The organism is Streptomyces rishiriensis (assembly GCF_030815485.1).
Lineage (GTDB): Bacteria > Actinomycetota > Actinomycetes > Streptomycetales > Streptomycetaceae > Streptomyces > Streptomyces rishiriensis_A.
Map to the genome: position 1 here is coordinate 6,339,535 of NZ_JAUSWV010000002.1, position 24,454 is coordinate 6,363,988.

22 protein-coding genes and 1 pseudogene are annotated in these 24,454 nt (G+C 70.4%); 17 read left to right on the forward strand and 6 right to left on the reverse strand.

Annotated features, from left to right (window positions below):
• The first annotated feature begins 334 nt into the window (after positions 1–334).
• The gene (locus QF030_RS30720; protein WP_307165820.1) at positions 335–1,189 is read left to right on the forward strand and encodes a hypothetical protein; all 855 of its coding nucleotides are present in this window, start codon (positions 335–337) and stop codon (positions 1,187–1,189) included.
• Here QF030_RS30720 and QF030_RS30725 read toward each other — a convergent pair.
• Together QF030_RS30725 and QF030_RS30730 are read right to left on the reverse strand one after the other, a co-directional pair.
• The gene (locus tag QF030_RS30725; protein ID WP_307165821.1) at positions 1,113–2,441 is read right to left on the reverse strand and encodes a D-arabinono-1,4-lactone oxidase; all 1,329 of its coding nucleotides are present in this window, start codon (positions 2,439–2,441) and stop codon (positions 1,113–1,115) included. The genes QF030_RS30720 and QF030_RS30725 overlap by 77 nt on opposite strands.
• Positions 2,401–3,639 (reverse strand): MFS transporter, encoded by a 1,239-nt coding sequence (locus QF030_RS30730; protein ID WP_307165822.1) that lies wholly within the window; start codon positions 3,637–3,639, stop codon positions 2,401–2,403. Before QF030_RS30730 ends, QF030_RS30725 begins: the two co-directional genes overlap by 41 nt.
• A 231-nt stretch (positions 3,640–3,870) precedes the next feature.
• Here QF030_RS30730 and QF030_RS30735 point away from each other — a divergent pair, with 231 nt between their 5' ends.
• Positions 3,871–4,998, forward strand: coding sequence for a ferrochelatase (locus tag QF030_RS30735; protein ID WP_307165823.1), 1,128 nt, complete (start codon positions 3,871–3,873; stop codon positions 4,996–4,998).
• Positions 4,999–5,006: 8 nt separating this feature from the next.
• The gene (locus QF030_RS30740; RefSeq protein ID WP_307165824.1) at positions 5,007–5,822 is read left to right on the forward strand and encodes an inositol monophosphatase family protein; all 816 of its coding nucleotides are present in this window, start codon (positions 5,007–5,009) and stop codon (positions 5,820–5,822) included.
• A 73-nt stretch (positions 5,823–5,895) separates the two neighbouring features.
• Here QF030_RS30740 and QF030_RS30745 read toward each other — a convergent pair whose 3' ends face one another.
• Entirely contained in the window at positions 5,896–6,069 is a 174-nt protein-coding gene (locus QF030_RS30745) for a hypothetical protein (protein WP_171399964.1), read from the reverse strand.
• A 414-nt stretch (positions 6,070–6,483) separates the two neighbouring features.
• On the opposite strand from QF030_RS30745, the gene QF030_RS30750 reads away from it, so the two are divergent.
• From QF030_RS30750 to QF030_RS30765, 4 genes are all read left to right on the forward strand, one after another.
• A complete protein-coding gene (locus QF030_RS30750) occupies positions 6,484–7,137 on the forward strand; it encodes a response regulator transcription factor (protein ID WP_020125132.1) in 654 nt (217 codons plus the stop codon).
• A 6-nt stretch (positions 7,138–7,143) separates the two neighbouring features.
• Positions 7,144–8,379: a sensor histidine kinase gene (locus tag QF030_RS30755; protein WP_307165825.1), complete on the forward strand. Its 1,236-nt coding sequence runs from the start codon at positions 7,144–7,146 to the stop codon at positions 8,377–8,379.
• A gap of 397 nt (positions 8,380–8,776) precedes the next feature.
• Positions 8,777–9,073: a DUF4193 domain-containing protein gene (locus tag QF030_RS30760; RefSeq protein ID WP_003993510.1), complete on the forward strand. Its 297-nt coding sequence runs from the start codon at positions 8,777–8,779 to the stop codon at positions 9,071–9,073.
• A gap of 13 nt (positions 9,074–9,086) precedes the next feature.
• Positions 9,087–10,124 carry a hypothetical protein gene (locus QF030_RS30765; RefSeq protein ID WP_307165826.1) on the forward strand — a complete coding sequence of 346 codons (1,038 nt, stop codon included), beginning with the start codon at positions 9,087–9,089 and terminating at the stop codon, positions 10,122–10,124.
• An 8-nt stretch (positions 10,125–10,132) separates the two neighbouring features.
• Here the strand turns inward: QF030_RS30765 and QF030_RS30770 are convergent, their stop codons facing one another.
• Positions 10,133–10,597 (reverse strand): DUF3093 domain-containing protein, encoded by a 465-nt coding sequence (locus QF030_RS30770; protein WP_307165827.1) that lies wholly within the window; start codon positions 10,595–10,597, stop codon positions 10,133–10,135.
• Between the two features lie 58 nt (positions 10,598–10,655).
• Here QF030_RS30770 and QF030_RS30775 point away from each other — a divergent pair, with 58 nt between their 5' ends.
• The 8 genes and pseudogenes from QF030_RS30775 (at position 10,656) to QF030_RS30810 (ending at position 18,626) form a co-directional block, all read left to right on the forward strand.
• Entirely contained in the window at positions 10,656–11,240 is a 585-nt protein-coding gene (locus tag QF030_RS30775) for a PaaI family thioesterase (RefSeq protein WP_307165828.1), read from the forward strand.
• Positions 11,237–11,788 carry a dUTP diphosphatase gene (gene dut / locus QF030_RS30780; protein ID WP_307165829.1) on the forward strand — a complete coding sequence of 184 codons (552 nt, stop codon included), beginning with the start codon at positions 11,237–11,239 and terminating at the stop codon, positions 11,786–11,788. The genes QF030_RS30775 and dut overlap by 4 nt, the downstream gene beginning before the upstream one ends.
• Position 11,789: 1 nt before the next feature.
• Complete coding sequence (locus QF030_RS30785) at positions 11,790–12,557, forward strand: DUF3710 domain-containing protein (RefSeq protein WP_307165830.1); 768 nt, start codon at positions 11,790–11,792, stop codon at positions 12,555–12,557.
• Between the two features lie 202 nt (positions 12,558–12,759).
• Positions 12,760–13,938, forward strand: coding sequence for an alginate lyase family protein (locus tag QF030_RS30790; protein ID WP_307165831.1), 1,179 nt, complete (start codon positions 12,760–12,762; stop codon positions 13,936–13,938).
• Positions 13,939–14,143: 205 nt separating this feature from the next.
• Positions 14,144–16,701: pseudogene (locus QF030_RS30795) on the forward strand (ATP-binding protein).
• Positions 16,695–17,411: a response regulator gene (locus tag QF030_RS30800; protein WP_307165832.1), complete on the forward strand. Its 717-nt coding sequence runs from the start codon at positions 16,695–16,697 to the stop codon at positions 17,409–17,411. The pseudogene QF030_RS30795 and the gene QF030_RS30800 overlap by 7 nt, the downstream one beginning before the upstream one ends.
• Before the next feature lie 57 nt (positions 17,412–17,468).
• Positions 17,469–17,867: an OB-fold nucleic acid binding domain-containing protein gene (locus QF030_RS30805; RefSeq protein ID WP_307165833.1), complete on the forward strand. Its 399-nt coding sequence runs from the start codon at positions 17,469–17,471 to the stop codon at positions 17,865–17,867.
• A 3-nt stretch (positions 17,868–17,870) separates the two neighbouring features.
• Positions 17,871–18,626: a DUF3159 domain-containing protein gene (locus QF030_RS30810; RefSeq protein ID WP_307165834.1), complete on the forward strand. Its 756-nt coding sequence runs from the start codon at positions 17,871–17,873 to the stop codon at positions 18,624–18,626.
• 212 nt (positions 18,627–18,838) lie between these two features.
• Here the strand turns inward: QF030_RS30810 and QF030_RS30815 are convergent, their stop codons facing one another.
• Both QF030_RS30815 and QF030_RS30820 read right to left on the reverse strand, forming a co-directional pair.
• On the reverse strand, positions 18,839–19,516 hold the full coding sequence (locus QF030_RS30815) for a potassium channel family protein (protein ID WP_307165835.1): 678 nt from the start codon (positions 19,514–19,516) through the stop codon (positions 18,839–18,841).
• On the reverse strand, positions 19,516–20,184 hold the full coding sequence (locus QF030_RS30820; protein ID WP_307165836.1) for a potassium channel family protein: 669 nt from the start codon (positions 20,182–20,184) through the stop codon (positions 19,516–19,518). The genes QF030_RS30815 and QF030_RS30820 overlap by 1 nt, the downstream gene beginning before the upstream one ends.
• Positions 20,185–20,597: 413 nt before the next feature.
• On the opposite strand from QF030_RS30820, the gene QF030_RS30825 reads away from it, so the two are divergent.
• Both QF030_RS30825 and QF030_RS30830 read left to right on the forward strand, forming a co-directional pair.
• Complete coding sequence (locus tag QF030_RS30825) at positions 20,598–22,691, forward strand: APC family permease (RefSeq protein ID WP_307165837.1); 2,094 nt, start codon at positions 20,598–20,600, stop codon at positions 22,689–22,691.
• A 123-nt stretch (positions 22,692–22,814) separates the two neighbouring features.
• Entirely contained in the window at positions 22,815–24,155 is a 1,341-nt protein-coding gene (locus tag QF030_RS30830) for a class I SAM-dependent RNA methyltransferase (RefSeq protein WP_307165838.1), read from the forward strand.
• Positions 24,156–24,454: the final 299 nt, after the last annotated feature.

A 24,454-nucleotide genomic window follows, 5' to 3' on the forward strand; every position in this document is an offset into this window, starting at 1 on the left:
TGGCACGGTTACCTATTCGTCACGCTGAGTGACCAACCCCGTCACCCTGTGCAACTCATCCCCCCACAAGCGGTCCAGCGAGGCTCCGGACATCCTGGAGGGAGACCGGGCCCAGGGCTCGCAACAGTACTCCATTTGGGCCACGTGCGTGGATTGGCGCGCCATCCAACTTCGGGGGAGGCGTGGGACTTGACCGTCCGCGGCGGGCATTTCGCGATCTTGGGCGTGGCGTAGTTCACGCAATCTCCCGAAAAGGAACTATCGGTTTCGTCCGTACGTCCCCTTCTCGTGCAGATGATTGATCAAGTGCGGGAAAGGAAGGCAAGCTCCCGGTATGTGTGAAAGGCCCGAATCCGTTGGTGAGTCGACTGCCGGGGAGGAGGTGAAACGCAAGCGGCTCGACCTGAGCGTGCCTCAGGTCGCCGGCAGCGCCGTGGCCGCGGTGGTGGCCGCGAAACTCGCCTCGTACTTCGGGGTCTACGGCACGATCCTCGGCGCGGGTCTGGTCAGTGTCGTCGCCACCTGTGGCGGATCGCTCTTCCAGCACTTCTTCAGGCGTACCGGGGAGCAGTTGCGCGAAGTTCAGGTCCGCGAGCCACAGGTCCGCGAGCCACGGGTCCGCGACACCTGGGTGGCCGCGGAACCGAGGGTGCGCACACCGCCCGCGCCGGGCGAGTTCACCGAGGGCACCGTCCACCGCGCCCGGAGCGGGCGCCGCAAGCGGCCGGTGGCGGCCGCCGCGCTCGTCTTCGGGGTCGCGATGGCCGGGATCACCACGTACGAGCTGGTGTCGGGCGACAGTTTCAGCGGCGACCGGGGCACGACGGTCACCGAGGCGGTCACGGGTGGCGGTTCCTCGTCCGGTTCGTCGCCCGGCCCCTCCGGCGCGGAGTCGGACAGCACCTCTGCGCCCGCCTCCTCGTCGTCGCCCTCCTCGCCTTCGGCCGGGGGGTCGGCTGCCTCGGGCGGGGTCTCCCCGTCGGCGAGCGGCAGCGGGGAGGACGCGGAGGAGGACCCCGGCGGTACGACGGCCGGGACCGCGCCGACTCCCACGGCCACGGTGGGCAGTTCGGGGACCGACGACCCGGCGGTCCCCGTACCCACGGAGTCGGCTACGACCCCAGCACCCTCCGCAAGTAGTCGTTCTGGAACAGGCGATCAGGGTCCAGCCGATCCCGCAGCGCCGTGAACTCGCCGAAGCGCGGATAGGCGCCGGCGAAGTAGTCGGCGTCCCGTGTGTGCACCTTGCCCCAGTGCGGCCGGCCCTCATGGGCGGTGAAGATGCGCTCGGCGGCGGTGAAGTACCCCTGGTAGGGCGTGCCCTTGACCATGTGGACGGCGATGTATGCGCTGTCGCGACCGGAGGCGGTGGACAGCGTGATGTCGTCGGCGGGCGCGGTGCGCACCTCCACGGGGAAGCTGACGCGCAGGCCCGAGCGGTCGAGCATCGCCTTCAGCTCGCGCAGCGTCTCGGTCACCGCCTCGCGCGGAACGGCGTACTCCATCTCCACGAAGCGCACCCGGCGCTCAGACGTGAAGACCTTGTAGGGGATGTCCGTGTAGGTGCGCGCGGACAGCGCCTTGCTGGACACCTGCGCGATGGTCGGGATCGTGGCGGGGACCGCCCGGCCCACCCACTGCGCCACCTGGAAGACGCCGTTGGAGAGGAACTCGTCCTCGATCCAGCTGGAGACCCGGCTCACCGGTTCGCGGGGGCCCGCACTGCGGTTGTTGCGCTTGGTGTTGGTGCTCCCTGTGTGCGGGAACCAGTAGAACTCGAAATGCTCGTTCTCGGCCCACAGTTCGTCGAAGTCGGCGAGGACCTTGTCGAAGGGCATCGGTTCCTCCCGCGCGGTGAGCAGGAAGATCGGTTCCACGGCGAAGGTGATCGCGGTGACGATGCCGAGGGCGCCCAGGCCGATGCGGGCGGCGGCGAAGAGCGCGCGCTCCTCGTCGGTCCCCTTCTCCGAGCAGGTCACCACCGACCCGTCCGCCGTGACGAGCTCGAGTCCCTTGATCTGGGCGGCGATCGAGGCGGACTCGCGGCCGGTGCCGTGTGTGCCGGTGCTGACGGCCCCGGACACCGTCTGCTCCATGATGTCGCCCATGTTGGTGAGCGACAGGCCCTCGCGCGCGAGAGCGAGGTTGAGTCTCTTGAGCGGGGTGCCGGCCTCGACCGTGACGGTCATGTTGTCGCGATCGATGTCGCGGATACCGGTCAACAGTTGAGGTCGGATCAATACACCGTCGGTCGCCGCGATCGAGGTGAAGGAGTGGCCGGTGCCCACGGCCTTCACCTTCAGACCGTCCTCGGCGGCCCGGCGCACGGCCTCGGCCAGCTCGTCGACGGAGGCCGGCGTGACCTCCCGCGCCGGCCGCGCGGCGACATTGCCGCCCCAGTTACGCCACGTGGCGTTCTTGCCGCTCGCTGTGCTGCTCAACGGTGCCTCCCCGACCCGGCGCCGGCCTGCTCAGCCGGCGGTACCCCAGGAAACCGACCGCGACCGCGACGGCTCCGGACACCGCCGGAACCCCGTACCCGGCCTGTGCGCCCGCCGCGTCGATGACCCAGCCGGCGAGGGAGGACCCGAGCGCGACGCCGACCGCGAGCCCGGTGCTGATCCAGGTCATGCCCTCGGTCAGTTGTGCGCGTGGTACGTGCTCTTCGATGAGGGACATCGTGGTGATCATCGTCGGAGCGATGGCCAGACCCGCAAAGAAGAGCGCCACGGCCAGAGACGGCAAGTTTCCGACCAGTAGGAGGGGGATCATACTCACGCCCATCATGAACACGCCCAGCAGCCAGCGACGTTCCGGCGCCCCCTTGAGGCGCAGCAGGCCGAACACGAGCCCGGCCACGCAGGAACCGGCCGCGTAGAGCGCGAGGACGACGCTGGCGGCGCTCTTGTGGCCCTGCTCGTCGGCGAAGGCGACGGTGACCACGTCGACCGCCCCGAAGATCGTTCCGGTAGCCACGAAGGTGGCCACCAGGACCTGGAGTCCGGGCGAGCGCAGGGCGGAACCGCCGCCGCGCTGCCCGCGCGGGTGCGGCGCGGGCTCGGTGGCCCGCTGAGCGGTCAGCCAGAAGACGCCCACGGCGAGGAAGCCGGCCGCCAGCAGTGGTCCCGCCTCCGGGAACCAGGCCGTGGACAGGCCGATGGAGACGATCGGCCCGAAGATGAAGCACACCTCGTCCACGACGGACTCGAACGAGTACGCGATGTGCAGTTGTGGCGTGCCCCGGTACAGGGCCGCCCAACGGGCCCGGATCATCGCGCCGAGGCTCGGCACGGAACCGATCCCGGCGGCGCACACGAACAGCACCCAGTCCGGCCACTCGAAGTGCGCGGCCAGCAGCAGTCCGGCCGCGGCGGCGAGCGCGACGAGTGTCGCGGGGCGCAGCACCCTGCGCTGACCGTGCACATCCACCAGGCGCGATATCTGCGGTCCGAAGGCGGCCGCCGCCAGAGCGATGGTCGCCGACAACGCGCCCGCCAGCCCGTAGCGCCCGGTGAGCTGGGAGACCATCGTGACCACGCCGATGCCCATCATCGACAGCGGCATCCTGCCGACGAAGCCCGCGGCGGAGAAGCCCTTGGAGCCGGGGGCGGCGAACAGGGCGCGGTAGGGGCTGGGCACGGGGTCTCCGGTGGGTCCGGGCACGCGCGCGTGACGCTCGGCGCGGCGTGAGAAAGGCGGCTCGGCAGGGACTCGGCAAGGCGTGCGGTGAGCCCGGCAGGGCCGGTAAGGCGTGAAGACGGCTCATACAGCTTACGAAGTTAGGCAACCCTAACGCAATCGGACGGGGAGGTACCCCGCCCGGCACCCCACCGTTTCCCGCCTGTCGGAGGCGGGTGGCAGGATCGACTCATGCGAGACGCGCTCGATGCCACCCCCTACGACGCCCTGCTCCTGCTCTCCTTCGGCGGCCCGGAAGGCCCGGACGACGTGGTCCCGTTCCTGGAGAACGTGACGCGCGGGCGCGGCATCCCCAAGGAACGCCTCAAGGAAGTGGGCCGGCACTACTTTCTGTTCGGCGGGGTCAGCCCCATCAACGACCAGAACCGCGCCCTGCTGGACGCCCTGCGCAAGGACTTCGCCGACCACGGCCTGGACCTGCCGATCTACTGGGGCAACCGCAACTGGGCCCCGTACCTCACGGACACCCTGCGTGAGATGGTCGGCGACGGCAGGCGCCGGATCCTCGTCCTCGCCACCAGCGCCTACGCCTCGTACTCCGGCTGCCGTCAGTACCGCGAGAACCTCGCCGACTCGCTGGCCGTGCTGGAGGCCGAGGGACTCGAACTGCCGAAGGTCGACAAGCTGCGGCACTACTTCAACCACCCCGGCTTCCTGGAGCCCATGATCGAGGGGGTGCTCCGGTCGCTGGCCGACCTCCCCGACGAGGTCAGGGACGGCGCGCATCTCGCCTTCTCGACCCACTCCATCCCGATCGCGTCCGCCGACACCTCCGGACCGGTCGAGGACCACGGCGACGGCGGCGCCTACGTGAAGCAGCATCTGGACACCGCACGGCTCATCGCCGACGCCGTCCGCGAACGCACCGGCGTCGACCATCCCTGGCAGCTCGTCTACCAGTCCCGCTCCGGCGCCCCGCACATCCCCTGGCTGGAGCCCGACATCTGCGACCACCTGGAGGAGCGGCACGCGGCCGCCGTCCCGGCCGTCGTGATGGCTCCCATCGGCTTCGTCTCCGACCACATGGAGGTCCTGTACGACCTCGACACGGAGGCCAGGGCCAAGGCGGAGGAACTGGGCCTGCCGGTGCGCCGCTCGGCCACCGTCGGCGCCGACCCGCGCTTCGCCGCCGCGGTCCGTGAGCTCGTCCTCGAGCGCGCCGCGGCCGAGAGCGGACGCGAGGTCGCTCCGTGCGCGCTGGGGGCGCTCGGCGCGAGCCACAACCTGTGCCCGGTCGGCTGCTGCCCCGCCCGCGCCCCCAAGCCCGCCGCCGCGGGCGCCGACAGCCCCTACGCGTGAGGAACGGCGTGACCGACCCCCTGCACACCGAACTGCTCGATCTCGCCATGGAGGCCGCCCGCCGGGCCGGCGCACTGCTGCGGGACGGCCGCCCGGCCGATCTCGCGGTCGCCGCCACCAAGTCGAGCCCGATCGACGTGGTCACCGAGATGGACATCGCGGCCGAGAAACTGATCACGGGGCTCATCTCCGAGCACCGCCCCGACGACGGTTTCCTCGGCGAGGAGGGCGCCTCCAGCGAGGGCACCAGCGGCATCCGCTGGGTGATCGACCCCCTCGACGGCACGGTCAACTACCTCTACGGACTGCCCACCTGGGCCGTCTCCATCGCCGCCGAGCAGGACGGCGAGGCCGTCGTCGGGGTCGTCGAGATCCCGATGCGCGGCGAGACGTACCACGCGGTGCGCGGCGGCGGGGCGTGGGGGAGCGGCGCCCCGGAGGGCGAGCGCGCCCTGTCCTGCCGTACCGCGGCGCCCCTCGAGCAGGCCCTGGTCTCCACCGGCTTCAACTACGTCACCGAGGTGCGCGCCCATCAGGCCGACGTCGCGCAACGGCTGATCCCGTTGCTGCGGGACATCCGGCGCAGCGGCTCGGCCGCGGTCGACCTGTGCGACGTGGCCGCGGGTCGCCTCGACGGCTACTACGAACGCGGGCTGCATCCCTGGGACCTCGCGGCGGGCGACCTGATCGCCCGGGAAGCGGGCGCGCTGACCGGTGGGCGGCCCGGAGAGCGCCCCGCACGCGACCTGGCGGTGGCGGCCTCCCCCGGCGTCTTCGAGCCCCTCCAGCGACTCCTGGACGACTTCGGCGCCTGGCACGACTGATGCGCTCGCGCGGACATGCGAAGGGGCCCCGGCGCTGGATTCGCCGGGGCCCCTCCGCGTACCTGCGAACTGCTCAGACGCTCGTCGCGCCGACCTCCACGCCGTGCTCGGCGGCGAGGCGGCGCAGGTCGTCGAGCTCGGCCTGTTCCACCTCGACGAGGAAGTCGTCGCCCTCGTCGCGAGCCCGCGTCAGGTCGGACTCGGTCGTCCTTATGCGGTGCAGAAGTCCTGCGGTGAATGCGTCCATGCTGCGCCCCCTCGTCCTGGGTCGTGGGTAGGTGGCACGGGGGTGTGCCGGTCGGGAAGGGGCGATCACGTCTGCCACAGGTGCCCAGCGCTGTCCGCCGGGCGGCGACGGTGCCGGACACCCACGCCCACTCTGCGGCTGCGGACCGCGGAGTACCGCATGGTGCTGCGGCACATGCAGAGCGTGATCGCGGGGTGTAAAGCCGTCCTCCCCCCGCTCCCTTCCGCGGAAACCTCAACCTCACGAGAAAATCTCGCATTCCCGGGCTTCACACCCGCCCTTCATCTTCCGCGCACCCGCCTTACCGCCGACTTATGGCCGAAAAGGGCAGGATGGAAGCCCACACTCACCGGAACCCCCGCCCGCGTGCGCTCACGGAGCGCTACGCGGGTGGACACAGGAAGGACAAGCGACGTGCGCGTACTCGTCGTCGAGGACGAGCAGCTGCTCGCCGATGCGGTGGCCACCGGGCTGCGCCGGGAGGCCATGGCCGTCGACGTCGTGTACGACGGCGCGGCCGCTCTGGAGCGCATCGGCGTCAACGACTACGACGTGGTCGTCCTCGACCGGGACCTCCCCCTCGTCCACGGCGACGACGTCTGCCGCAAGATCGTCGAACTCGGCATGCCCACACGCGTGTTGATGCTCACGGCCTCAGGCGACGTCAGCGACCGCGTCGAGGGACTGGAGATCGGCGCCGACGACTATCTCCCCAAGCCCTTCGCCTTCAGCGAGCTGATCGCACGCGTGCGCGCCCTCGGCCGCCGCACCAGCCTTCCGCTGCCGCCCGTACTGGAGCGGGCCGGCATCAAGCTCGACCCCAACCGCCGCGAGGTCTTCCGCGACGGCAAGGAGGTGCAGCTCGCGCCCAAGGAGTTCGCCGTCCTGGAGGTGCTGATGCGCAGCGAGGGAGCGGTGGTCTCCGCGGAGCAGCTCCTGGAGAAGGCCTGGGACGAGAACACCGACCCGTTCACCAACGTCGTACGCGTGACCGTCATGACGCTCCGCCGCAAGCTGGGCGAACCTCCGGTGATCGTCACCGTCCCCGGTTCCGGCTACCGGATCTGATCCGCCGTGGCATCGACACCCGCGCCGTCCCAGGCGCCCCCGAAGCCCACGTGGGACCCCAGGCGCCCGCAGGACGCCCTCCCGTGGCTGCGACCGACCATCCGCATACGGCTCACCCTGCTCTACGGCGGTATGTTCCTGATCGCCGGCATCCTGCTGCTGTCGATCATCTACCTGCTCGCCGCCAACGCGCTGAACGTCGGCAGTGATCTGCCCTTCAGGGTCATCTCCGGGCAGGTGTCCAGCGAGACCTGCAACATCGGCTCCACCACCCCGACCGCGTCCGAGCTCAACCACGCTCTCAACGGGTGTGTGAACGAACAGCGTCAGCACGCCCTGGACAACCTCCTCAGCCGCTCCCTGCTGGCCCTCCTGGGCCTCGCCGTGATCGCCTTCGCCTTCGGCTATGCCATGGCAGGCCGGGTGCTGTCCCCGCTCGGCCGGATCACCCGCACGGCGCGCGCGGTGGCCGGCTCGGACCTGTCCCGCCGTATCGAGCTGGACGGCCCGGACGACGAGCTGAAGGAGCTGGCGGACACCTTCGACGAGATGCTGGAGCGGCTGCAGCGGGCCTTCACGGCTCAGCAGCGGTTCGTCGGCAACGCCTCGCACGAGCTGCGGACACCGCTCGCGATCAACCGGACGCTTCTGGAGGTGCACCTGTCGGATCCGGGCGCTCCGGTGGAACTGCAGCAGCTCGGCAAGACGCTGCTGGCCACCAACGAACGCAGCGAACAGCTCGTCGAGGGGTTGCTGCTGCTCGCCCGCAGCGACAACCAGATCGTCGAGCGCAAGCCGGTCGACCTCGCCGAGGTCGCCGAGCAGGCCGTCGATCAGGTGCACGGGGAGGCGGCGGCCAAGGGCGTGGTGATCCGAGGTGAGCAGAAACCCGCCGTGGTTCAGGGCAACGGCGTGCTGTTGGAGCGGATCGCGCTGAATCTCGTGCAGAACGCCGTACGGTACAACGTGTCCGAGGGCGGCTGGGTCGAGGTGACCACCGAGGTCCGGCACGGGCAGGCCGTCCTCGTGGTGTCGAACACCGGGCCGGTCGTGCCCGCATACGAGATCGATAATCTGTTCGAGCCGTTCCGTCGCCTGCGCACGGAGCGGACCGGCAGTGACAAGGGGGTCGGGTTGGGCCTGTCCATCGTGCGGTCCGTCGCCCGGGCGCACGGCGGTCATATCGCGGCCCAGCCGCGCGAGGGGGGTGGGCTCGTGATGCGGGTCACCTTCCCCGTCTGAGATCATGTCGCCGACACACACGGGGATGTTCGCTTTGCGCGGAATCTTCTGTGCCTCGACCTGGCTTTCCCGTGTGTGATCGATCACAAGGGCGAATATCCGGCCATCTACTCTCCGTGATCATGAATGCCGTCGTAAAGCCCGGAAAATCCGGGTTTTCAGGGGTCCTGATCACGGGAAGTACACGGTGAGACGCCTTTGAAGTGCGGCAATCGGACCGTGTACGGTCCCGATCGCCATCCAAGCCGATCACTCGTGAGGAGTTCGGTTGGGTGTCGATTGAGTAACAGACCTTGATGTGAGGCAAAATCTCCGCCTCGAGGCGGGCACAAGTCCGGCCTCTCACGCGTTACGTGCGCTGGAGACACCAGCAGATACCCAGAGGGGGAGAGGCGAAATGGCTACCGATTACGACACCCCACGCAAGACCGATGACGACGTCGACTCAGACAGTCTTGAAGAGCTGAAGGCCAGGCGGAACGACAAGTCCGCCTCCGCAGTCGATGTTGATGAATTCGAGGCCGCGGAAGGTCTCGAGCTGCCCGGCGCAGACCTCTCGAACGAGGAACTGGCCGTCCGGGTGCTGCCGAAGCAGCAGGACGAGTTCACTTGCATGAGCTGCTTCCTGGTGCACCACCGCAGTCAGCTGGCCCGGGAGAAGAACGGCCAGCCGATCTGCCGCGACTGCGACTGAGGCGGGGTCGGCCGTGACTGGCTCGACCCCACCTCGGAAGCGCCGCTTCCCCTCGTGGGGAACGGACAAGGGGCCCTCCCGCGGCCCTCACGGCGTGCGTGACGACGAGCGAGGCTCATCCGGTACGGGAGCGGTCCCTGAAGGATCGGCCTCGCTCGAACCCGCGGCCGACCGGGCTGACCAACCGGTGCCGCCGCAGAGCGCCGCCCCCGTCGCCAGGCGGCGGGCGGCGGTCATCCGGGACAAGGCGACGCACCTGGCCCGGGAAGGCGCCCGCAGGGGCGGCAACCGCGCCAGGGCGGGACTGGGGCACCTCGCCGACCGGATCATCGACCTCGCCCCCCGGGTCCCCGTACGGGACCTCCAGACGCTGCGCAGACAGTTCCCCGGTCTCGGGCCCGAGCAGCTCGCGGACAAACTCGTCTCGGGCGCGGCGAACGCCACGTCCACCGTCGGAGCCGGCATCGGGGCGGCGGCCATGCTTCCCGTGCCGCCCGCGATGCCGACCGAACTGGCCGCGGAGATCACCGGGGTGGCGGCGATCGAGCTGAAGCTGATCGCCGAACTCCACGAGGTCTACGGCGTCCGGCCGGCCGGCAATCTCAAGGACCGCAGTACCGCGTATCTGCGCTCGTGGTCGGGCGAACGCGGCGTCGAAGTCATGAAGCCGTCCTCGATCAACTCGGCGCTCGGCGGCCAGATGAAGCGTGAACTGCGCCAGCAGATCATGAAACGCATGGTCCGTGACCTGCCGAACCTCATGCCCTTCATGGTGGGCGCCGCGGTCGGCGCGGTCATGAACCGGCGGGACACCAGGAGAGTGGCCGCGAAGGTCCGGGCCGACCTGCGGAAGATGCAGGTGCCGTGGGACGCGCTGCCGGAACTGCCGCCGCTGGAGCGGCCGGCGGATCCCCTGGCCATCGGGGAGATCTCCAAGCACCCCTTGAACCCGTTGGGCCCCGATGATCCCGACAACCCCGGCAGCCCCGGCAGCCCCCAGAACCCCGGCAACCCCCAGCTTCCCGGGAATCCCGGAGAGCCCGGGCGCTAGGGATCCGGTTACGCGGTCGCCTCCCGCGCCGCCTTCAGCGCCGCTGCCAGGCGCTCCGGCTCCCGCGTCGACAGGTACAGGTAGGGCGTCGGGTCGTCCGGGTCGGTGACCTCGACCCGCAGGGCCGTGGGGATGTAGGAGCGCAGGAGCAGGAAGGCACGGGTGTCGGCCTTGTGCGTGCGCCAGGCGCGCGCCTCGTCGGCGTCCAGGATGTGCGCCTCGCCCAGGGCCGCGACCGGGATCTTCGCCTCGCCCGCGATCAGCGAGTCGCCCACGACGCGGATGCGGAGCGAGCCGTAGGAGCTGGCCACGACCGCCGCCGCCGCGGTGCCGCCGACCAGTCCGCCGAGCAACGGCAGGGTGCCGAAGGGCAGCAGGATCAGGGCCATGGAGACACCCACGAGGAACGAGACGAACCACCACGACCGGGGGGCGGTGAGGCGTTCTTCGTAAGGGCTGGTCGAGAGCTGCATGGAGCCAAGCTTGGCACGGTGTCCTGATGGGGCGGACGCGCGGGTAAGGTCTGCGGCTGTGAGTGGTACTTCCGCAGCTCTTGAGCCTCCGGCCGATGCCGTGAAACCCGTTCGGCACCCCGACGCTCCCGTGCCCGGCGAGCTTCTCGGTGCCCACTACGAACACTGTTTCGGATGTGGCGGCGAGCAGCCGCACGGGCTGCGTCTGGAGGCGCGGGCCGGTGAGGGCGTGACCGTCACCGCCGAATTCACCGTGCAGCCCGCCCACCAGGGCGCGCCCGGCCTCGCGCACGGGGGGATCCTGGCCACCGCCCTCGACGAGACACTCGGCTCGCTGAACTGGCTGCTGCGGACGATCGCCGTGACCGGACGGCTGGAGACCGACTTCGTACGGCCCGTGCCCGTCGGAACCACGCTGCATCTCGAGGCCGAGGTGACGGCGGTGGCGGGACGCAAGATCTACTCCAGTGCCACCGGGCGGATCGGCGGCCCCGACGGGCCGCTCGCCGTCCGTGCCGACGCGCTCTTCGTCGAGGTCGCGGTCGAGCACTTCGTGAGCCACGGCCGTGAGACGGAGATCCGGGCCGCCATGAGCGACCCGGACCAGATCCGGCGCACCCGTGCCTTCGAGGTGAACCCGTGAGCCGTGACCCCCTGAACGTGCTGATCCGGCGCGTCGACCCCGACGTACCGCTTCCGACGTACGAGCACCCGGGTGACGCCGGGGCCGATCTGCGTACCACGCGCAGCCATGAACTGGCGCCGGGGGAGCGGGCCGTACTGCCCACGGGGGTGTCCATCGCCCTGCCCGAGGGGTACGCGGCCTTCGTGCACCCGCGCTCGGGGCTGGCCGCCCGGTGCGGCGTCGCCCTCGTGAATGCCCCGGGGACGGTTGATGCCGGGTACCGTGGGGAGATCAAGGTGATCGTGGTGAATCTCGACCCGCGCGAGTCCGTGCGGTTCGAGCGCTTCGACCGGATTGCCCAACTGGTCGTGCAGCAGGTCGAGAGGGTCCGCTTCCAGGAGGTGGCGGAACTTCCCGGATCGGCGCGGGCCGCAGGGGGCTTCGGGTCCACCGGCGGGCATGCGGCCGTGGGCGGTGAAAGCGGTACAAGCGCCTCGGCCGCCGAGGGCGGCGCGACGGGTGGGAATCGATACGCTTCGGTCGTATCCGACCGGGAAGGACAGTGACGTGTTCGGACGTCGCAAGAAGAAGGGTGCCGCCGAGGACGCGGCCGGCGAGGCCGAGCAGGTCGTCGACAGTGTCGACGCTGAGGCGGACGACGTAGCGGGCGGCGGGCGCGAGCGCGTGCGGCTCGAGCCCGAGCCGCGGCCCGACGGGCCCTGGGACGACTCGGAGGTGCGCGACCCGGCCGAGGGCCGCGTGGACCTCGGCGGGATCTTCGTGCCCGGGGTCGACGGCATGGAGCTGCGGGTGGAGGTCGCCGGTGACGCGATCGTCGCGGCGACCGTCGTACTGCGCGACAGCGCCATCCAGCTCCAGGCCTTCGCCGCTCCCAAGCGGGAGGGCATCTGGGGTGAGGTGCGCGAGGAGATCGGCTCCGGCATCACCCAGCAGGGTGGCATCGTCGACGAGGTCGAAGGCCCGCTGGGCTGGGAGCTGCGGGCCCAGGTGCCGGTGCAGCTGCCGGACGGCACGGGTGGCTTCCACGTCGTGCGGTTCGTCGGCGTGGACGGTCCCCGCTGGTTCCTGCGCGGAGTGATCTCGGGTCAGGGCGCGGTGCAGCCGCAGGCGGCCGGTCTGCTCGAGCAGATCTTCCGGGACACCGTCGTGGTTCGCGGAGAGGGCCCGATGGCGCCCCGCGACCCGATCGTGCTCAAGCTGCCGAACGACGCGCAGATGGTTCCCGAGGGCGTCCAGCAGCAGGACGACAGCTCCCGCTTCTCCGGCGGCATGGGCCAGCTGCAGCGCGGACCTGAGATCACCGAGGTCCGTTAGTCCGCTGGTCCACGACGGCAGGCCGCACGACCCAGAGGGCCGCACCCCGCACGGGGTGCGGCCCTTTGTCGTGTCCGCGTCTCGCGTCTTTCTCCTGTGTGCACCCTTGACGGCCCATTGGTCTGGACCTACGGTCTCCGCTCAACGCCTGAGTTCATAAGGGCGCTCTGTGTTCACATACAGGAACGAGAACGGAGCTGCTGTGCGTCGAACCGCATTCCTTGTGACCGTCACCGCCCTGGTCCTGGGCGCTCTCGTGTCACCCGCCGCCCCACGGGCCCAAGCCGCCCCGGCCGCCTTCGCCCACCCCGGGGTCACCGTCTCGCGGGCGCAACTGGACTTCGTCCGGGACAAGGTCGGCTCCGCGGCCCAGCCCTGGAAGGGCGCCTTCGACCAGCTCCTGGCGAGCAAGTACGCCAGCCTGATCCGCACCCCCAAACCCCGCGCGGTGGTCGAGTGCGGGTCCTACTCCAACCCGAACTACGGCTGCACGGACGAGCGGGAGGACGCCCTCGCGGCGTACACCGACGCCCTCGCCTGGTACATCACGCGGGACGAGCGCTACGCGAAGAAGGCCATCGAGCTGATGGACGCCTGGTCGGCCGTCGTCCAGGACCACACCAACAGCAACGCCCCGCTCCAGACCGGCTGGGCCGGCTCGTCCTGGCCCAGGGCCGCCGAGATCATCAAGTACACGTACACCGGCGGCTGGGCCGGCTCCGGCCGCTTCGCGACCATGCTGCGGGACGTCTACCTGCCCGAGGTCATCAACGGCTCCAACTCGAACGGGAACTGGGAGCTGTCCATGACGGAGGCCGCGATCGGCATCTCCGTCTTCCTCGAGGACAGGACCTCGTACGACAAGGCCATGGCGCGGTTCCGCACCCGCACGGCCGCCTATGTCTACCTGGCCTCCGACGGCGAACTGCCGAAGACCGTGCCGAGCCAGAACCTGAACACCCGGGACAAGATCGTCGCCTACTGGCAGGGGCAGGGCACCTTCGTCACCGGCCTCACCCAGGAGACCTGCCGAGACCTCACCCACACCGGGTACGGCATCTCCGCGATCTCGCACATCGCCGAGACCAGCCGGATCCAGGGACAGGACCTGTACGGCACCGACGTCGGCGAGCGGCTGCGGCAGGCGCTCGGCTTCCAGGCCAAGTACGAGCTCGGCGCGGCCGTCCCGAGCTGGCTGTGCGGCGGCTCGCTGAACCAGACGCTCGGCCCGGTCACCGAGGTCGGTTACAACGCGCTGCACAACCGCCTGGGCATCGCGATGACCAACACCCAGACGCTGACCCTGCAGAACCGCCCGGCCGGCAGCAACAACCTCTTCGTCGCCTGGGAGACGCTCACCCACGGGGACAATCCCGCGTGACCGGTGTCCGTGCCCGCTGCGCGTGAACCGATCCGGGGGGCTCGTCCGATGAAGGGCTGAAGGGCTGAAGGGCGCCGGTGTTCGTCTCGCCGCGTCAGGGTTGCGTCAAAGGCGTCCCTCACCCTTCAGCTCGTCCCTTATGCCGGAACCGTTGGCCGTAAGGTCGACGCTGCGTACGCAGGAGTCACGGGAAGACAATGAGGCCATGGCACGCGGAAAGCTTCGGATCTACCTCGGTGCGGCACCGGGCGTGGGCAAGACGTACGCGATGCTGTCCGAGGCGCACCGCCGGGCGGAGCGCGGCACGGACTGCGTGGTGGCGTTCGTCGAGCACCACGGGCGGCGGCGCACCGAGGCGATGCTGCACGGCCTCGAGCAGGTCCCGCGCCGGGAACTGGAGCACCGGGGCGGCGTCCTCACCGAGATGGACGTGGACGCCGTCCTCGCCCGCGCCCCGCGCGTCGCCCTGGTGGACGAACTCGCGCACGCCAACGTCCCGGGCTCGCGCAACGCCAAGCGGTGGCAGGACGTGCAGGAACTGCTCGCGGCGGGCGTCGACGTGGTGTCGACCGTGAACATCCAGCACCTGGAGTCCTCGGCGACGTCGTGGAGTCGATCACAGGGGTGCGGCAGCAGGAGACGGTCCCCGACGAGTTCGTCCGGCGCGCCGACCAGATCGAGCTGGTGGACATGTCGCCGCAGGCGCTGCGGCGGCGGATGGCCCACGGGAACGTCCACCGGCCGGACAAGGTCGACGCGGCCCTGTCCAACTACTTCCGGCCGGGAAACCTCACCGCCCTGCGCGAGCTGGCCCTGCTGTGGGTGGCCGACCGGGCCGACGAGTACCTGAAGCAGTACCGCAGCGAGCACCGGGTGTCGGCGATCTGGGGGTCGCGCGAGCGGATCGTGGTCGGGCTGACCGGCGGCCCGGAGGGGCGCACTCTGATCCGGCGGGCGGCGCGGCTGGCGGAGAAGGGCGCCGGCGGAGAGGTGCTGGCCGTGTACATCGCGCGCAGCGACGGGCTGACCTCCGCCTCACCCAAGGAGCTGGCGGTCCAGCGCACCCTCGTGGAGGATCTGGGCGGCACCTTCCACCACGTGGTCGGCGACGACATTCCGGCCTCCCTGCTCGACTTCGCCCGCGGGGTCAACGCCACACAGATCGTGCTCGGCTCCTCGCGGCGCAAGGCCTGGCAGTACGTCTTCGGGCCCGGGGTCGGCGCGACGGTCGCCCGGGAGTCGGGGTCCGACCTCGACGTGCACATCGTCACCCACGACGAGGTCGCCAAGGGGCGTGGGCTGCCGGTGGCCCGGGGCGCCCGGCTGGGGCGGGCCCGGATCCTCTGGGGCTGGCTGGTCGGTGTGGTGGGTCCGGCGCTGCTGGCCCTGCTGCTGAACTCCGTCCACCTCGGCCTCGCCAACGACATGCTGCTGTTCCTGGCCGTGACGGTGGCGGCGGCGCTGCTCGGAGGGCTGTTGCCCGCCCTGGCCTCGGCGGCGGTGGGCTCGCTCCTGCTGAACTACTTCTACACACCGCCCCTGCACCGGTGGATGATCGCCGACCCGAAGAACATCGTCGCCATCGTGATCTTCGTCGGAGTCGGGGCGTCGGTGGCGTCGGTGGTGGACCTGGCGGCCCGCCATACACATCAGGCGGCCCGGCTGCGCGCCGAGTCGGAGATCCTGTCCTACCTGGCGGGCAACGTGCTGCGGGGCGAGACCAGCCTGGAGGCGCTGCTGGAGCGGGTGCGCGAGACCTTCGGGATGGAGTCGGCGGCCCTGCTGGAACGGGCGGACGACGAAACGCCGTGGACCCGCGCGGGCCACGTCGGGACCGGACGACCGGTCGAGCGGCCCGAGGACGCGGACGTGGACGTGCCGGTCGGCGACCACCTGGCGCTGGCGCTCACCGGGCGGGTGCTGCCCGCGGAGGACCGGCGGGTGCTGGCCGCGTTCGCCGCGCAGGCGGTCGTCGTACTGGACCGGCGGCGCCTCCGGGAGGAGGCCGACCAGGCCCGCGCGCTGGCCGAGGGCAACCGCATCCGCACGGCCCTGCTGGCCGCCGTGAGCCACGACCTGCGGACCCCGCTGGCCGGGATCAAGGCGGCGGTGTCGAGCCTGAGATCCGACGACGTGGCCTGGTCGGAGGAAGATCGGGCGGAGCTGCTGGAGGGCATCGAGGAAGGCGCGGACCGCCTCGATCACCTGGTGGGCAACCTGCTGGACATGTCCCGCCTCCAGACCGGTACGGTCACGGCGATCATCCGGGAGATCGACCTGGACGAGGTGGTGCCGATGGCGCTCGGCGGAGTGCCCGATCCGACGGAGAGCGTGGAGCTGGACATCCCGGAGACGCTGCCCATGGTCGCGGTGGACGCCGGGCTGCTGGAGCGGTCGGTCGCCAACCTCGTGGAGAACGCGGTCAAGTACAGTCCGGGCGGCCGGCCGGTGCTGGTCTCGGCGAGCGCGATGTCCGACCGGGTCGAGGTACGGGTCGTGGACCGGGGGCCGGGCGTTCCAGACGAGGCCAAGGAGCGGATATTCGCCCCCTTCCAGCGCTACGGCGACGCTCCGCGCGGGGCTGGGGTGGGGCTGGGCCTCGCGGTCGCGCGTGGCTTCGCCGAGGCCATGGGCGGCACTCTCGACGCGGAGGACACCCCCGGCGGCGGCCTCACCATGGTGCTCACCGTCCGCGCGGCGGGACCGCGCCTCGAGCCGCAGGCAGCACGACCCGCCCGACCCGAAAGGCACGCCCCATGCTGAGCCCGGCCGAGGGGACGCCCCAGGCCCCCACGAGAGTGCTCGTGATCGACGACGAGCCGCAGATCGTCCGCGCCCTCGTGATCAACCTCAAGGCCCGCAGGTACGAGGTCGACGCGGCTCACGACGGCGCCACCGCCCTCCGGCTCGCGGCCGCCCGCCACCCGGACGTGATCGTCCTCGACCTGGGACTGCCGGACATGGACGGCGTCGAGGTGATCAAGGGACTGCGCGGCTGGACCAGGGTGCCGATCCTGGTGCTGTCCGCCCGGCACTCCTCGGACGAGAAGGTCGAGGCGCTGGACGCGGGCGCCGACGACTACGTCACCAAGCCGTTCGGCATGGACGAGCTGCTGGCGCGGTTGCGAGCCGCCGTCCGCCGGGCGGAACCCGCCGGGGGCGGCGAGGACGAAGTCCTGGTGGAGGCCGGCGGGTTCACCGTCGACCTGGCCGCGAAGAAGGTCAACCGGGCCGGGAAGGACGTACGGCTGACCCCCACCGAGTGGCACCTGCTGGAGGTGCTGGTGCGCAACACGGGCCGGCTGGTCAGCCAGAAGCAGCTGCTCCAGGAGGTGTGGGGGCCGTCCTACGGAACGGAGACCAACTACCTGCGGGTGTACATGGCGCAGCTGAGACGCAAGCTCGAGGCGGATCCCTCGCATCCGGAGCACTTCGTCACGGAACCCGGCATGGGATACCGGTTCGAGCGCTAGTGCGACGGGTGGGGCGGCGGCTACGGCTCCGCGGGCGTGCCCCGGTACCCTTCAGACATGAGTGCTGTTCCTCGTTCCGAAAAGCCGGTGGGCCGGTTCCGGCGCATGCTCGACCGGCTCTCCTCCTCGCAGGAGGACCTGGAGTCGGAGGAGCTGCGAGAGGACGCCGAGACGGCCGGCTGCACGCGGATCGGAGACTGCCAGGACCGCCAGATCGTCACGGTTACTGGTACCTTGCGCACGGTCACCCTGCGGCCACGCGCCGGAGTTCCGGCCCTGGAGGCCGAGCTGTTCGACGGTACCGCCGCGCTGGACGTGGTGTGGCTTGGCAGACGCTCCATAGTGGGCATAGAACCGGGGCGCAAGCTCATCGCATCGGGGCGGGTCTCCATGAGCCGGGGCCGCCGGGTGCTGTTCAACCCCAAGTACGAACTGAGACCTGTGGGTAGGGAGTAGCCGGTGACGTCGCTCGACAAGCCGACCGAAGACACGACCGCGGACGACACGACCGCGGCCGACGCCCGGGCGGTGACCGAGGCTGCGCTGTTCGAGGCGTTCGGCGGGGTCCGGGGCATGGTCGAGACGGTCGTGCCCGGCCTGCTCTTCGTCACGATCTTCACGATCAACAAGGATCTGCACATGTCCGCGATCGCCGCGCTCGCGGTGTCGCTGATCCTGGTCGTGGTCCGCCTGGCGAGGAAGGACACGGTCAAGCACGCCTTCAGCGGGGTCTTCGGCGTCGCCTTCGGCGTCGTCTTCGCGATGATGACCGGCAACGCGAAGGACTTCTACCTGCCCGGCATGCTCTACACGCTCGGGCTGGCCCTCGCCTACATCATCACGACGCTGTGCGGAGTGCCGCTGATCGGCCTGATCCTGGGCCCGGTCTTCAAGGAGAACCTCTCCTGGCGGACCCGCAACCCGGGCCGCAAGAAGGCGTACGCCAAGGCCAGCTGGGCGTGGGGGCTGATCCTGCTCGCCAAGTGCGCGATCCTCTTCCCGCTGTACTGGTGGGCCGACACCGCGCAGCTGGGCTGGGTGCTGATCGCCCTGAAGATCCCGCCGTTCCTGCTCGCCGTCTGGCTGACGTGGGTCTTCCTCGCGAAGGCGCCCGCGCCCATTGACGTGTTCGCCGAGATGGAGGCCGAGGAGAAGGCGGAGGCCGAGCGGAAGACTGCGGCGGAGGCCGCTGGGCGGCATCGTCGGGAGGGGTGACCCCCTGCCGCCGGGGTGACCTCCCCAGGGGCTGCGCCCCCCAGACCCCGCTCCGGCCCTGAACGGGCCTTGTCCTCAATCACCGGACGGGCTGGATGATGCCGACCGGCGCTGGACGGCTGCGGCGCCCGCCGCGCGTCCGGCGCCCGACGCACACTGAGAGGGGGGCGTCCGGAGATCTCCGGACGCCCCCTCGTCGTCACCCTTGGCGGTCAGCCGCTGGTGTCTTCCTTGCGCACCGACAGCAGGTCCTCCAGCTGCTCTTCCCGGGCCTGGGCGGCCACGAAGAGCAGTTCGTCGCCCGCCTCGAGGGAGTCCTCACGGGTCGGGGTCAGGACCCGGGTGCCGCGGATGATCGTCACCAGCGAGGTGTCCTCCGGCCATTCCACGTCGCCCACCTGGGTGCCGGCCAGGGCCGACTCCTCGGGGAGGGTCAGTTCGACGAGGTTGGCGTCGCCGTGGCTGAAGCGGAGCAGGCGGACCAGGTCACCGACGCTCACCGCCTCCTCGACGAGGGCCGACATCAGACGCGGGGTGGAGACGGCCACGTCCACGCCCCAGGACTCGTTGAACAGCCACTCGTTCTTCGGGTTGTTCACCCGGGCGACGACGCGCGGGACGCCGTACTCCGTCTTGGCCAGCAGTGACACGACCAGGTTGACCTTGTCGTCGCCGGTCGCGGCGATCACGACGTTGCAACGCTGGAGGGCCGCCTCGTCGAGGGAGGTGATCTCACAGGCGTCGGCCAGCAGCCACTCCGCCTGCGGGACGCGCTCGACCGAGATGGCGGTCGGCGCCTTGTCCACGAGCAGCACCTCGTGGCCGTTCTCCAGCAGCTCGCCCGCGATCGAGCGGCCTACGGCGCCGGCTCCGGCAATGGCGACCCTCATCAGTGACCGTCCTCCTTGGGGCCCTCGGCGAACGAGGCCTCGACCTTCTCGACCTCGTCGCTCCGCAGCATCACGTGCACCAGGTCGCCCTCCTGGAGCACCGTCTGGGAGCTGGGCAGGATCGCCTCGCCGAGACGGGTGAGGAACGCCACGCGGACGCCCGTCTCCTCCTGAAGCCTGCTGATCTTGTGGCCGACCCAGGACGGGGCGGCGTGCACCTCGGCGAGCTCGACGCCCCCGGTGGGGTCGCGCCACAGCGGCTCGGCGCCCGACGGGAGCAGCCGGCGCAGCATCTGGTCGGCCGTCCAGCGGACGGTGGCGACCGTGGGGATGCCCAGGCGCTGGTAGACCTCGGCGCGCCGGGGGTCGTAGATACGGGCGGCGACGTTCTCGATGCCGAACATCTCACGGGCCACCCGGGCGGCGATGATGTTGGAGTTGTCGCCGCTGGACACGGCGGCGAAGGCGCCGGCCTCCTCGATGCCCGCCTCGCGCAGGGTGTCCTGGTCGAAGCCGACTCCGGTGACCCGCCGGCCACCGAAACCGGAGCCCAGCCGTCGGAAGGCGGTGGGGTCCTGGTCGATCACGGCGACCGTGTGCCCCTGTTGCTCCAGGGTCTGCGCGAGGGCGGAACCCACCCTGCCGCAGCCCATGATGACGATGTGCACGACCGTCCTTCCGAGGTCAAGAAGTCAAGAAGTCAATAAAAATTCTGGCCTGGCTTTGAACAGGGTCTCAGACCGTCGACCAAGCTACACACGTGCGGTCACCGCGGGGCACCCCTGTGCACGCTTTACGGAATCAGCGGCGACTGATGCTCCAGAGACTGAGGAAGGTAAGGATTCCGAGGCCGACGAGGGTGCCGACGGCGCCGATGATCTCCGCGGTCGTGTGCATGGACCCTCCAAGGGGGCGGCAGCGGGCGGGGATTGTCATATAGGCATGGGGATCGGTGCGGTCACGGAATCCGCAGCGCGGGCATGGCCGATTTCACCCGGGAGGCAGACGCGGAACACCATCACCCGGCTGAGGCCGGGGGAGGGTGGGCGGTCCCGTGTTCGAAGGCCTACGATCCTCTGTTGTGTCCAAACTGACCGACGTGCCCAAACGGATTCTGATCGGGCGCGCACTGCGCAGTGATCGGCTCGGAGAAACGCTCCTGCCGAAGCGCATCGCCCTGCCCGTCTTCGCTTCCGACCCGCTGTCCTCCGTGGCCTACGCGCCCGGGGAGGTGCTGCTGGTCCTGTCCATCGCGGGCGTGTCGGCCTACCACTTCAGCCCCTGGATCGCCCTCGCGGTGGTCGTGCTGATGTTCACGGTGGTCGCCTCCTACCGGCAGAACGTCCACGCCTACCCCAGTGGCGGCGGTGACTACGAGGTGGCCACCACCAACCTCGGCCCCAGGGCCGGCCTGACCGTCGCGAGCGCGCTGCTCGTCGACTACGTCCTGACCGTCGCCGTCTCCATCGCCTCGGGCATCGAGAACCTCGGCTCCGCGATCCCGTTCGTGGTCGAGCACAAGGTGGCCTGCGCGGTCGCCGTGATCGTGCTGCTGACGCTGATGAACCTGCGCGGCGTCAAGGAGTCAGGCAAGCTCTTCGCCATCCCGACCTACGTCTTCGTCGCGGGCGTCTTCATCATGATCGCCTGGGGCGCCTTCCGCGGGCTCGTGCTCGACGACACCATGCGGGCGCCGACGGCCGAATACACCATCAAGGCCGAGCACCAGGGCCTGGCCGGGTTCGCCCTGGTGTTCCTGCTGCTGCGCGCCTTCTCCTCCGGCTGTGCCGCGCTCACCGGCGTGGAGGCGATCTCCAACGGCGTCCCCGCCTTCCGCAAGCCCAAGTCGAAGAACGCGGCGAGCACCCTCGCGGCGATGGGCCTGCTGGCCGTCACCATGTTCTGCGGCATCATCGTGCTGGCCCTGTTCACCAAGGTCCGGATGGCCGAGAACCCGGCCGTCGACCTGCTCAAGGACGGCACCGCGGTCGGCGCCGACTACGTCCAGAACCCGGTGATCACCCAGGTCGCCGAGGCCGTCTTCGGCAAGGGCAGCTTCCTCTTCATCGTCCTGGCGGCGGCCACCGCCCTGGTGCTGTTCCTGGCGGCGAACACCGCCTACAACGGCTTCCCGGTGCTCGGCTCGATCCTCGCCCAGGACCGCTATCTCCCCCGCCAGCTGCACACCCGCGGCGACCGTCTCGCCTTCTCCAACGGCATCGTGCTGCTCGCCGGCGCGGCGACGATGCTGGTCATCATCTACGGCGCCGACTCCACGCGGCTGATCCAGCTGTACATCGTCGGCGTGTTCGTGTCGTTCACCCTCAGCCAGATCGGCATGGTCCGGCACTGGAACCGCCTTCTGGCGACCGAGACCGACCAGGCCAAGCGCCGCCACATGGTCCGCTCCCGCGCGATCAACACCTTCGGCGCCTTCTTCACCGGCCTGGTCCTGATCGTCGTCCTGGTCACCAAGTTCACGCACGGCGCCTGGGTCGCCCTGCTCGGCATGGTGATCTTCTACGGGACGATGAGCGCGATCCGCCGCCACTACGACGGTGTCTCCGAGGAGATCGCCGCGCCCGAGGGCCCCAGCGACGACACCGTCCGGCCCTCGCGCGTCCACTCGGTGCTGCTGATCTCCAAGATCCACCGCCCGACGCTGCGCGCCCTCGCCTACGCCAAGCTGATGCGCTCCGACACCCTCGAGGCGCTCACCGTCAACGTCGACCCGGCCGAGACGAAGACGCTGCGCGACGAGTGGGAGCGACGCGGTATCGACGTACCGCTGAAGGTCCTGGACTCGCCCTACCGCGAGGTCACACGGCCGGTCATCGAATACGTCAAGAGCCTGCGCCAGGAGTCGCCGCGCGACGCCGTGTCGGTGATCATCCCGGAGTACGTGGTCGGCCACTGGTACGAGCACCTGCTGCACAACCAGAGCGCGCTCCGGCTCAAGGGCCGGCTGCTGTTCACGCCGGGCGTCATGGTCACCTCCGTCCCGTACCAGCTCCAGTCCTCCGAAGCGGCCAAGAAGCGGGCCCGCAGGCGCTCGGAGTGGAACGCTCCGGGTGCGGTGCGGCGCGGTCCCGCGCAGGAGGGGCGCCCGAAGGAGCCGTCGGGCTCCGGCTCCGGGAACGCCCCGGGTTCCTCGAAGCCGGACGCGAAGAACTGACCGTCGCGCCGGGCGGCCCTCGGGCTTCGCCCCGGCGCATGGTGAACGGCCGGGCGGCAGCCACGTAGACTGGTGGGCTGTTGTCCGGCCGTTCCTCGTTCGACGTTGTGGAGTCACCCCGCCATGCAGGCAGAACCGAAGAAGTCGCAGGCGGTGTCGCTCGTCGGGCAGGAGTACGAGGTCGAGATCGGCCCCGTCGCCCACGGCGGCCACTGCATCGCCCGTACGGAGGCCGGCCAGGTGCTGTTCGTCCGGCACACGCTGCCCGGCGAGCGGGTCGTGGCCCGGGTCACCGAGGGCGAGGAGGGGGCCCGGTATCTGCGCGCGGACGCGGTGCGGGTGCTGGAGGCGTCCAAGGACCGGGTCGAGGCGCCCTGCCCGTACGCCGGACCCGGCCGCTGCGGCGGCTGCGACTGGCAGCACGCCAAGCCGGGCGCCCAGCGCCGCCTCAAGGGCGAGGTGGTCGCCGAGCAGCTGCTGCGGCTCGCGGGCCTCACGCCCGAGGAGGCCGGCTGGGACGGCACCGTCATGCCGGCCGAGGGCGACAAGCTGCCCCCCGGCGAGGTGCCCGCATGGCGCACCCGCGTCCAGTACGCGGTCGACGCCGACGGCAACGCCGGCCTGCGGCGCCACCGCTCGCACGAGGTCGAGCCGATCGAGCACTGCATGATCGCGGCGCCGGGCGTCAGCGAGCTCGGCATCGAGGACCGCGACTGGTCCGGTATGGCGTCCGTCGACGCGATCGCCGCGACCGGCTCCCAGGACCGCATGGTGATCCTGGAGCCCCGTCCCGGCGCCCGACTTCCCCTCGTCGAGCTGGACAGGCCCGTCTCCGTCATGCGGGTCGAGGAGCACGACGGCGGCATCCACCGCGTCCACGGCCGGGCGTTCGTGCGCGAACGCGCCGACGGTCGGACCTACCGCGTCGGCAGCGGCGGCTTCTGGCAGGTCCATCCGCAGGCCGCCGACACCCTCGTCAAGACGGTCATGCAGGGCCTCCTGCCGCGCAAGGGCGACATGGCGCTCGACCTGTACTGCGGCGTAGGCCTCTTCGCGGGCGCCCTCGCCGACCGCCTCGGCGACAAGGGCGCGGTCCTCGGCATCGAGTCCGGCAAGCGCGCCGTGGAGGACGCCCGGCACAACCTCGCCGGGTTCGAGCGGGTGCGGATCGAGCAGGGCAAGGTCGAGGCCGTCCTGCCGCGCACCGGGATCACCGAGGTCGACCTGATCGTCCTCGACCCGCCGCGCGCGGGCGCGGGCAAGAAGACGGTCGAGCACCTGGCTTCGCTGGGCGCCCGGAAGATCGCGTACGTCGCCTGCGACCCGGCGGCGCTGGCACGTGACCTGGCGTACTTCAGGGACGGCGGATACCGGGTCCGCACGCTTCGCGCTTTCGACCTGTTCCCGATGACGCATCACGTGGAGTGCGTGGCGATCCTGGAGCCGGTGAAGAAGGACGCCTGAGCTGCGGTTTTGCGGGATTCGCCGGTTACCCGACCTGTTTCCGCTCGTCCGACGGGTGAACGGTGGCGATCGCCTGTGAAGGCCGCCCGGCCTGGGGGGCGGATCCAGGCGGGTGTAGCGACAGCGGTGCAAGCCGGGTCCGTGCGCTCCTCGGGCTGCTGACGCTCGCATGACGCTCGTTCTGAGAGGCCGATGATCCAGCCCTCGTCGGCGGCCTCGCGCAAATAGAGGCGCATGCCGACCGCGCCCTCACTGTCCAGATACCCGGAGTCGGCGACAAGGGCGACGATCCCGCCTGC

Excerpts from the sequence above, each read along its gene's own strand:
- QF030_RS30720 (WP_307165820.1), top strand. The coding sequence starts at position 335 with ATGTGTGAAAGGCCCGAATCCGTTGGTGAGTCGACTGCCGGGGAGGAG.
- QF030_RS30735 (WP_307165823.1), top strand. The coding sequence starts at position 3,871 with ATGCGAGACGCGCTCGATGCCACCCCCTACGACGCCCTGCTCCTGCTC.
- QF030_RS30745 (WP_171399964.1), bottom strand. The coding sequence starts at position 6,069 with ATGGACGCATTCACCGCAGGACTTCTGCACCGCATAAGGACGACCGAG.
- QF030_RS30760 (WP_003993510.1), top strand. The coding sequence starts at position 8,777 with ATGGCTACCGATTACGACACCCCACGCAAGACCGATGACGACGTCGAC.
- QF030_RS30770 (WP_307165827.1), bottom strand. The coding sequence starts at position 10,597 with ATGCAGCTCTCGACCAGCCCTTACGAAGAACGCCTCACCGCCCCCCGG.
- QF030_RS30800 (WP_307165832.1), top strand. The coding sequence starts at position 16,695 with ATGCTGAGCCCGGCCGAGGGGACGCCCCAGGCCCCCACGAGAGTGCTC.
- QF030_RS30805 (WP_307165833.1), top strand. The coding sequence starts at position 17,469 with ATGAGTGCTGTTCCTCGTTCCGAAAAGCCGGTGGGCCGGTTCCGGCGC.
- QF030_RS30815 (WP_307165835.1), bottom strand. The coding sequence starts at position 19,516 with ATGAGGGTCGCCATTGCCGGAGCCGGCGCCGTAGGCCGCTCGATCGCG.
- QF030_RS30830 (WP_307165838.1), top strand. The coding sequence starts at position 22,815 with ATGCAGGCAGAACCGAAGAAGTCGCAGGCGGTGTCGCTCGTCGGGCAG.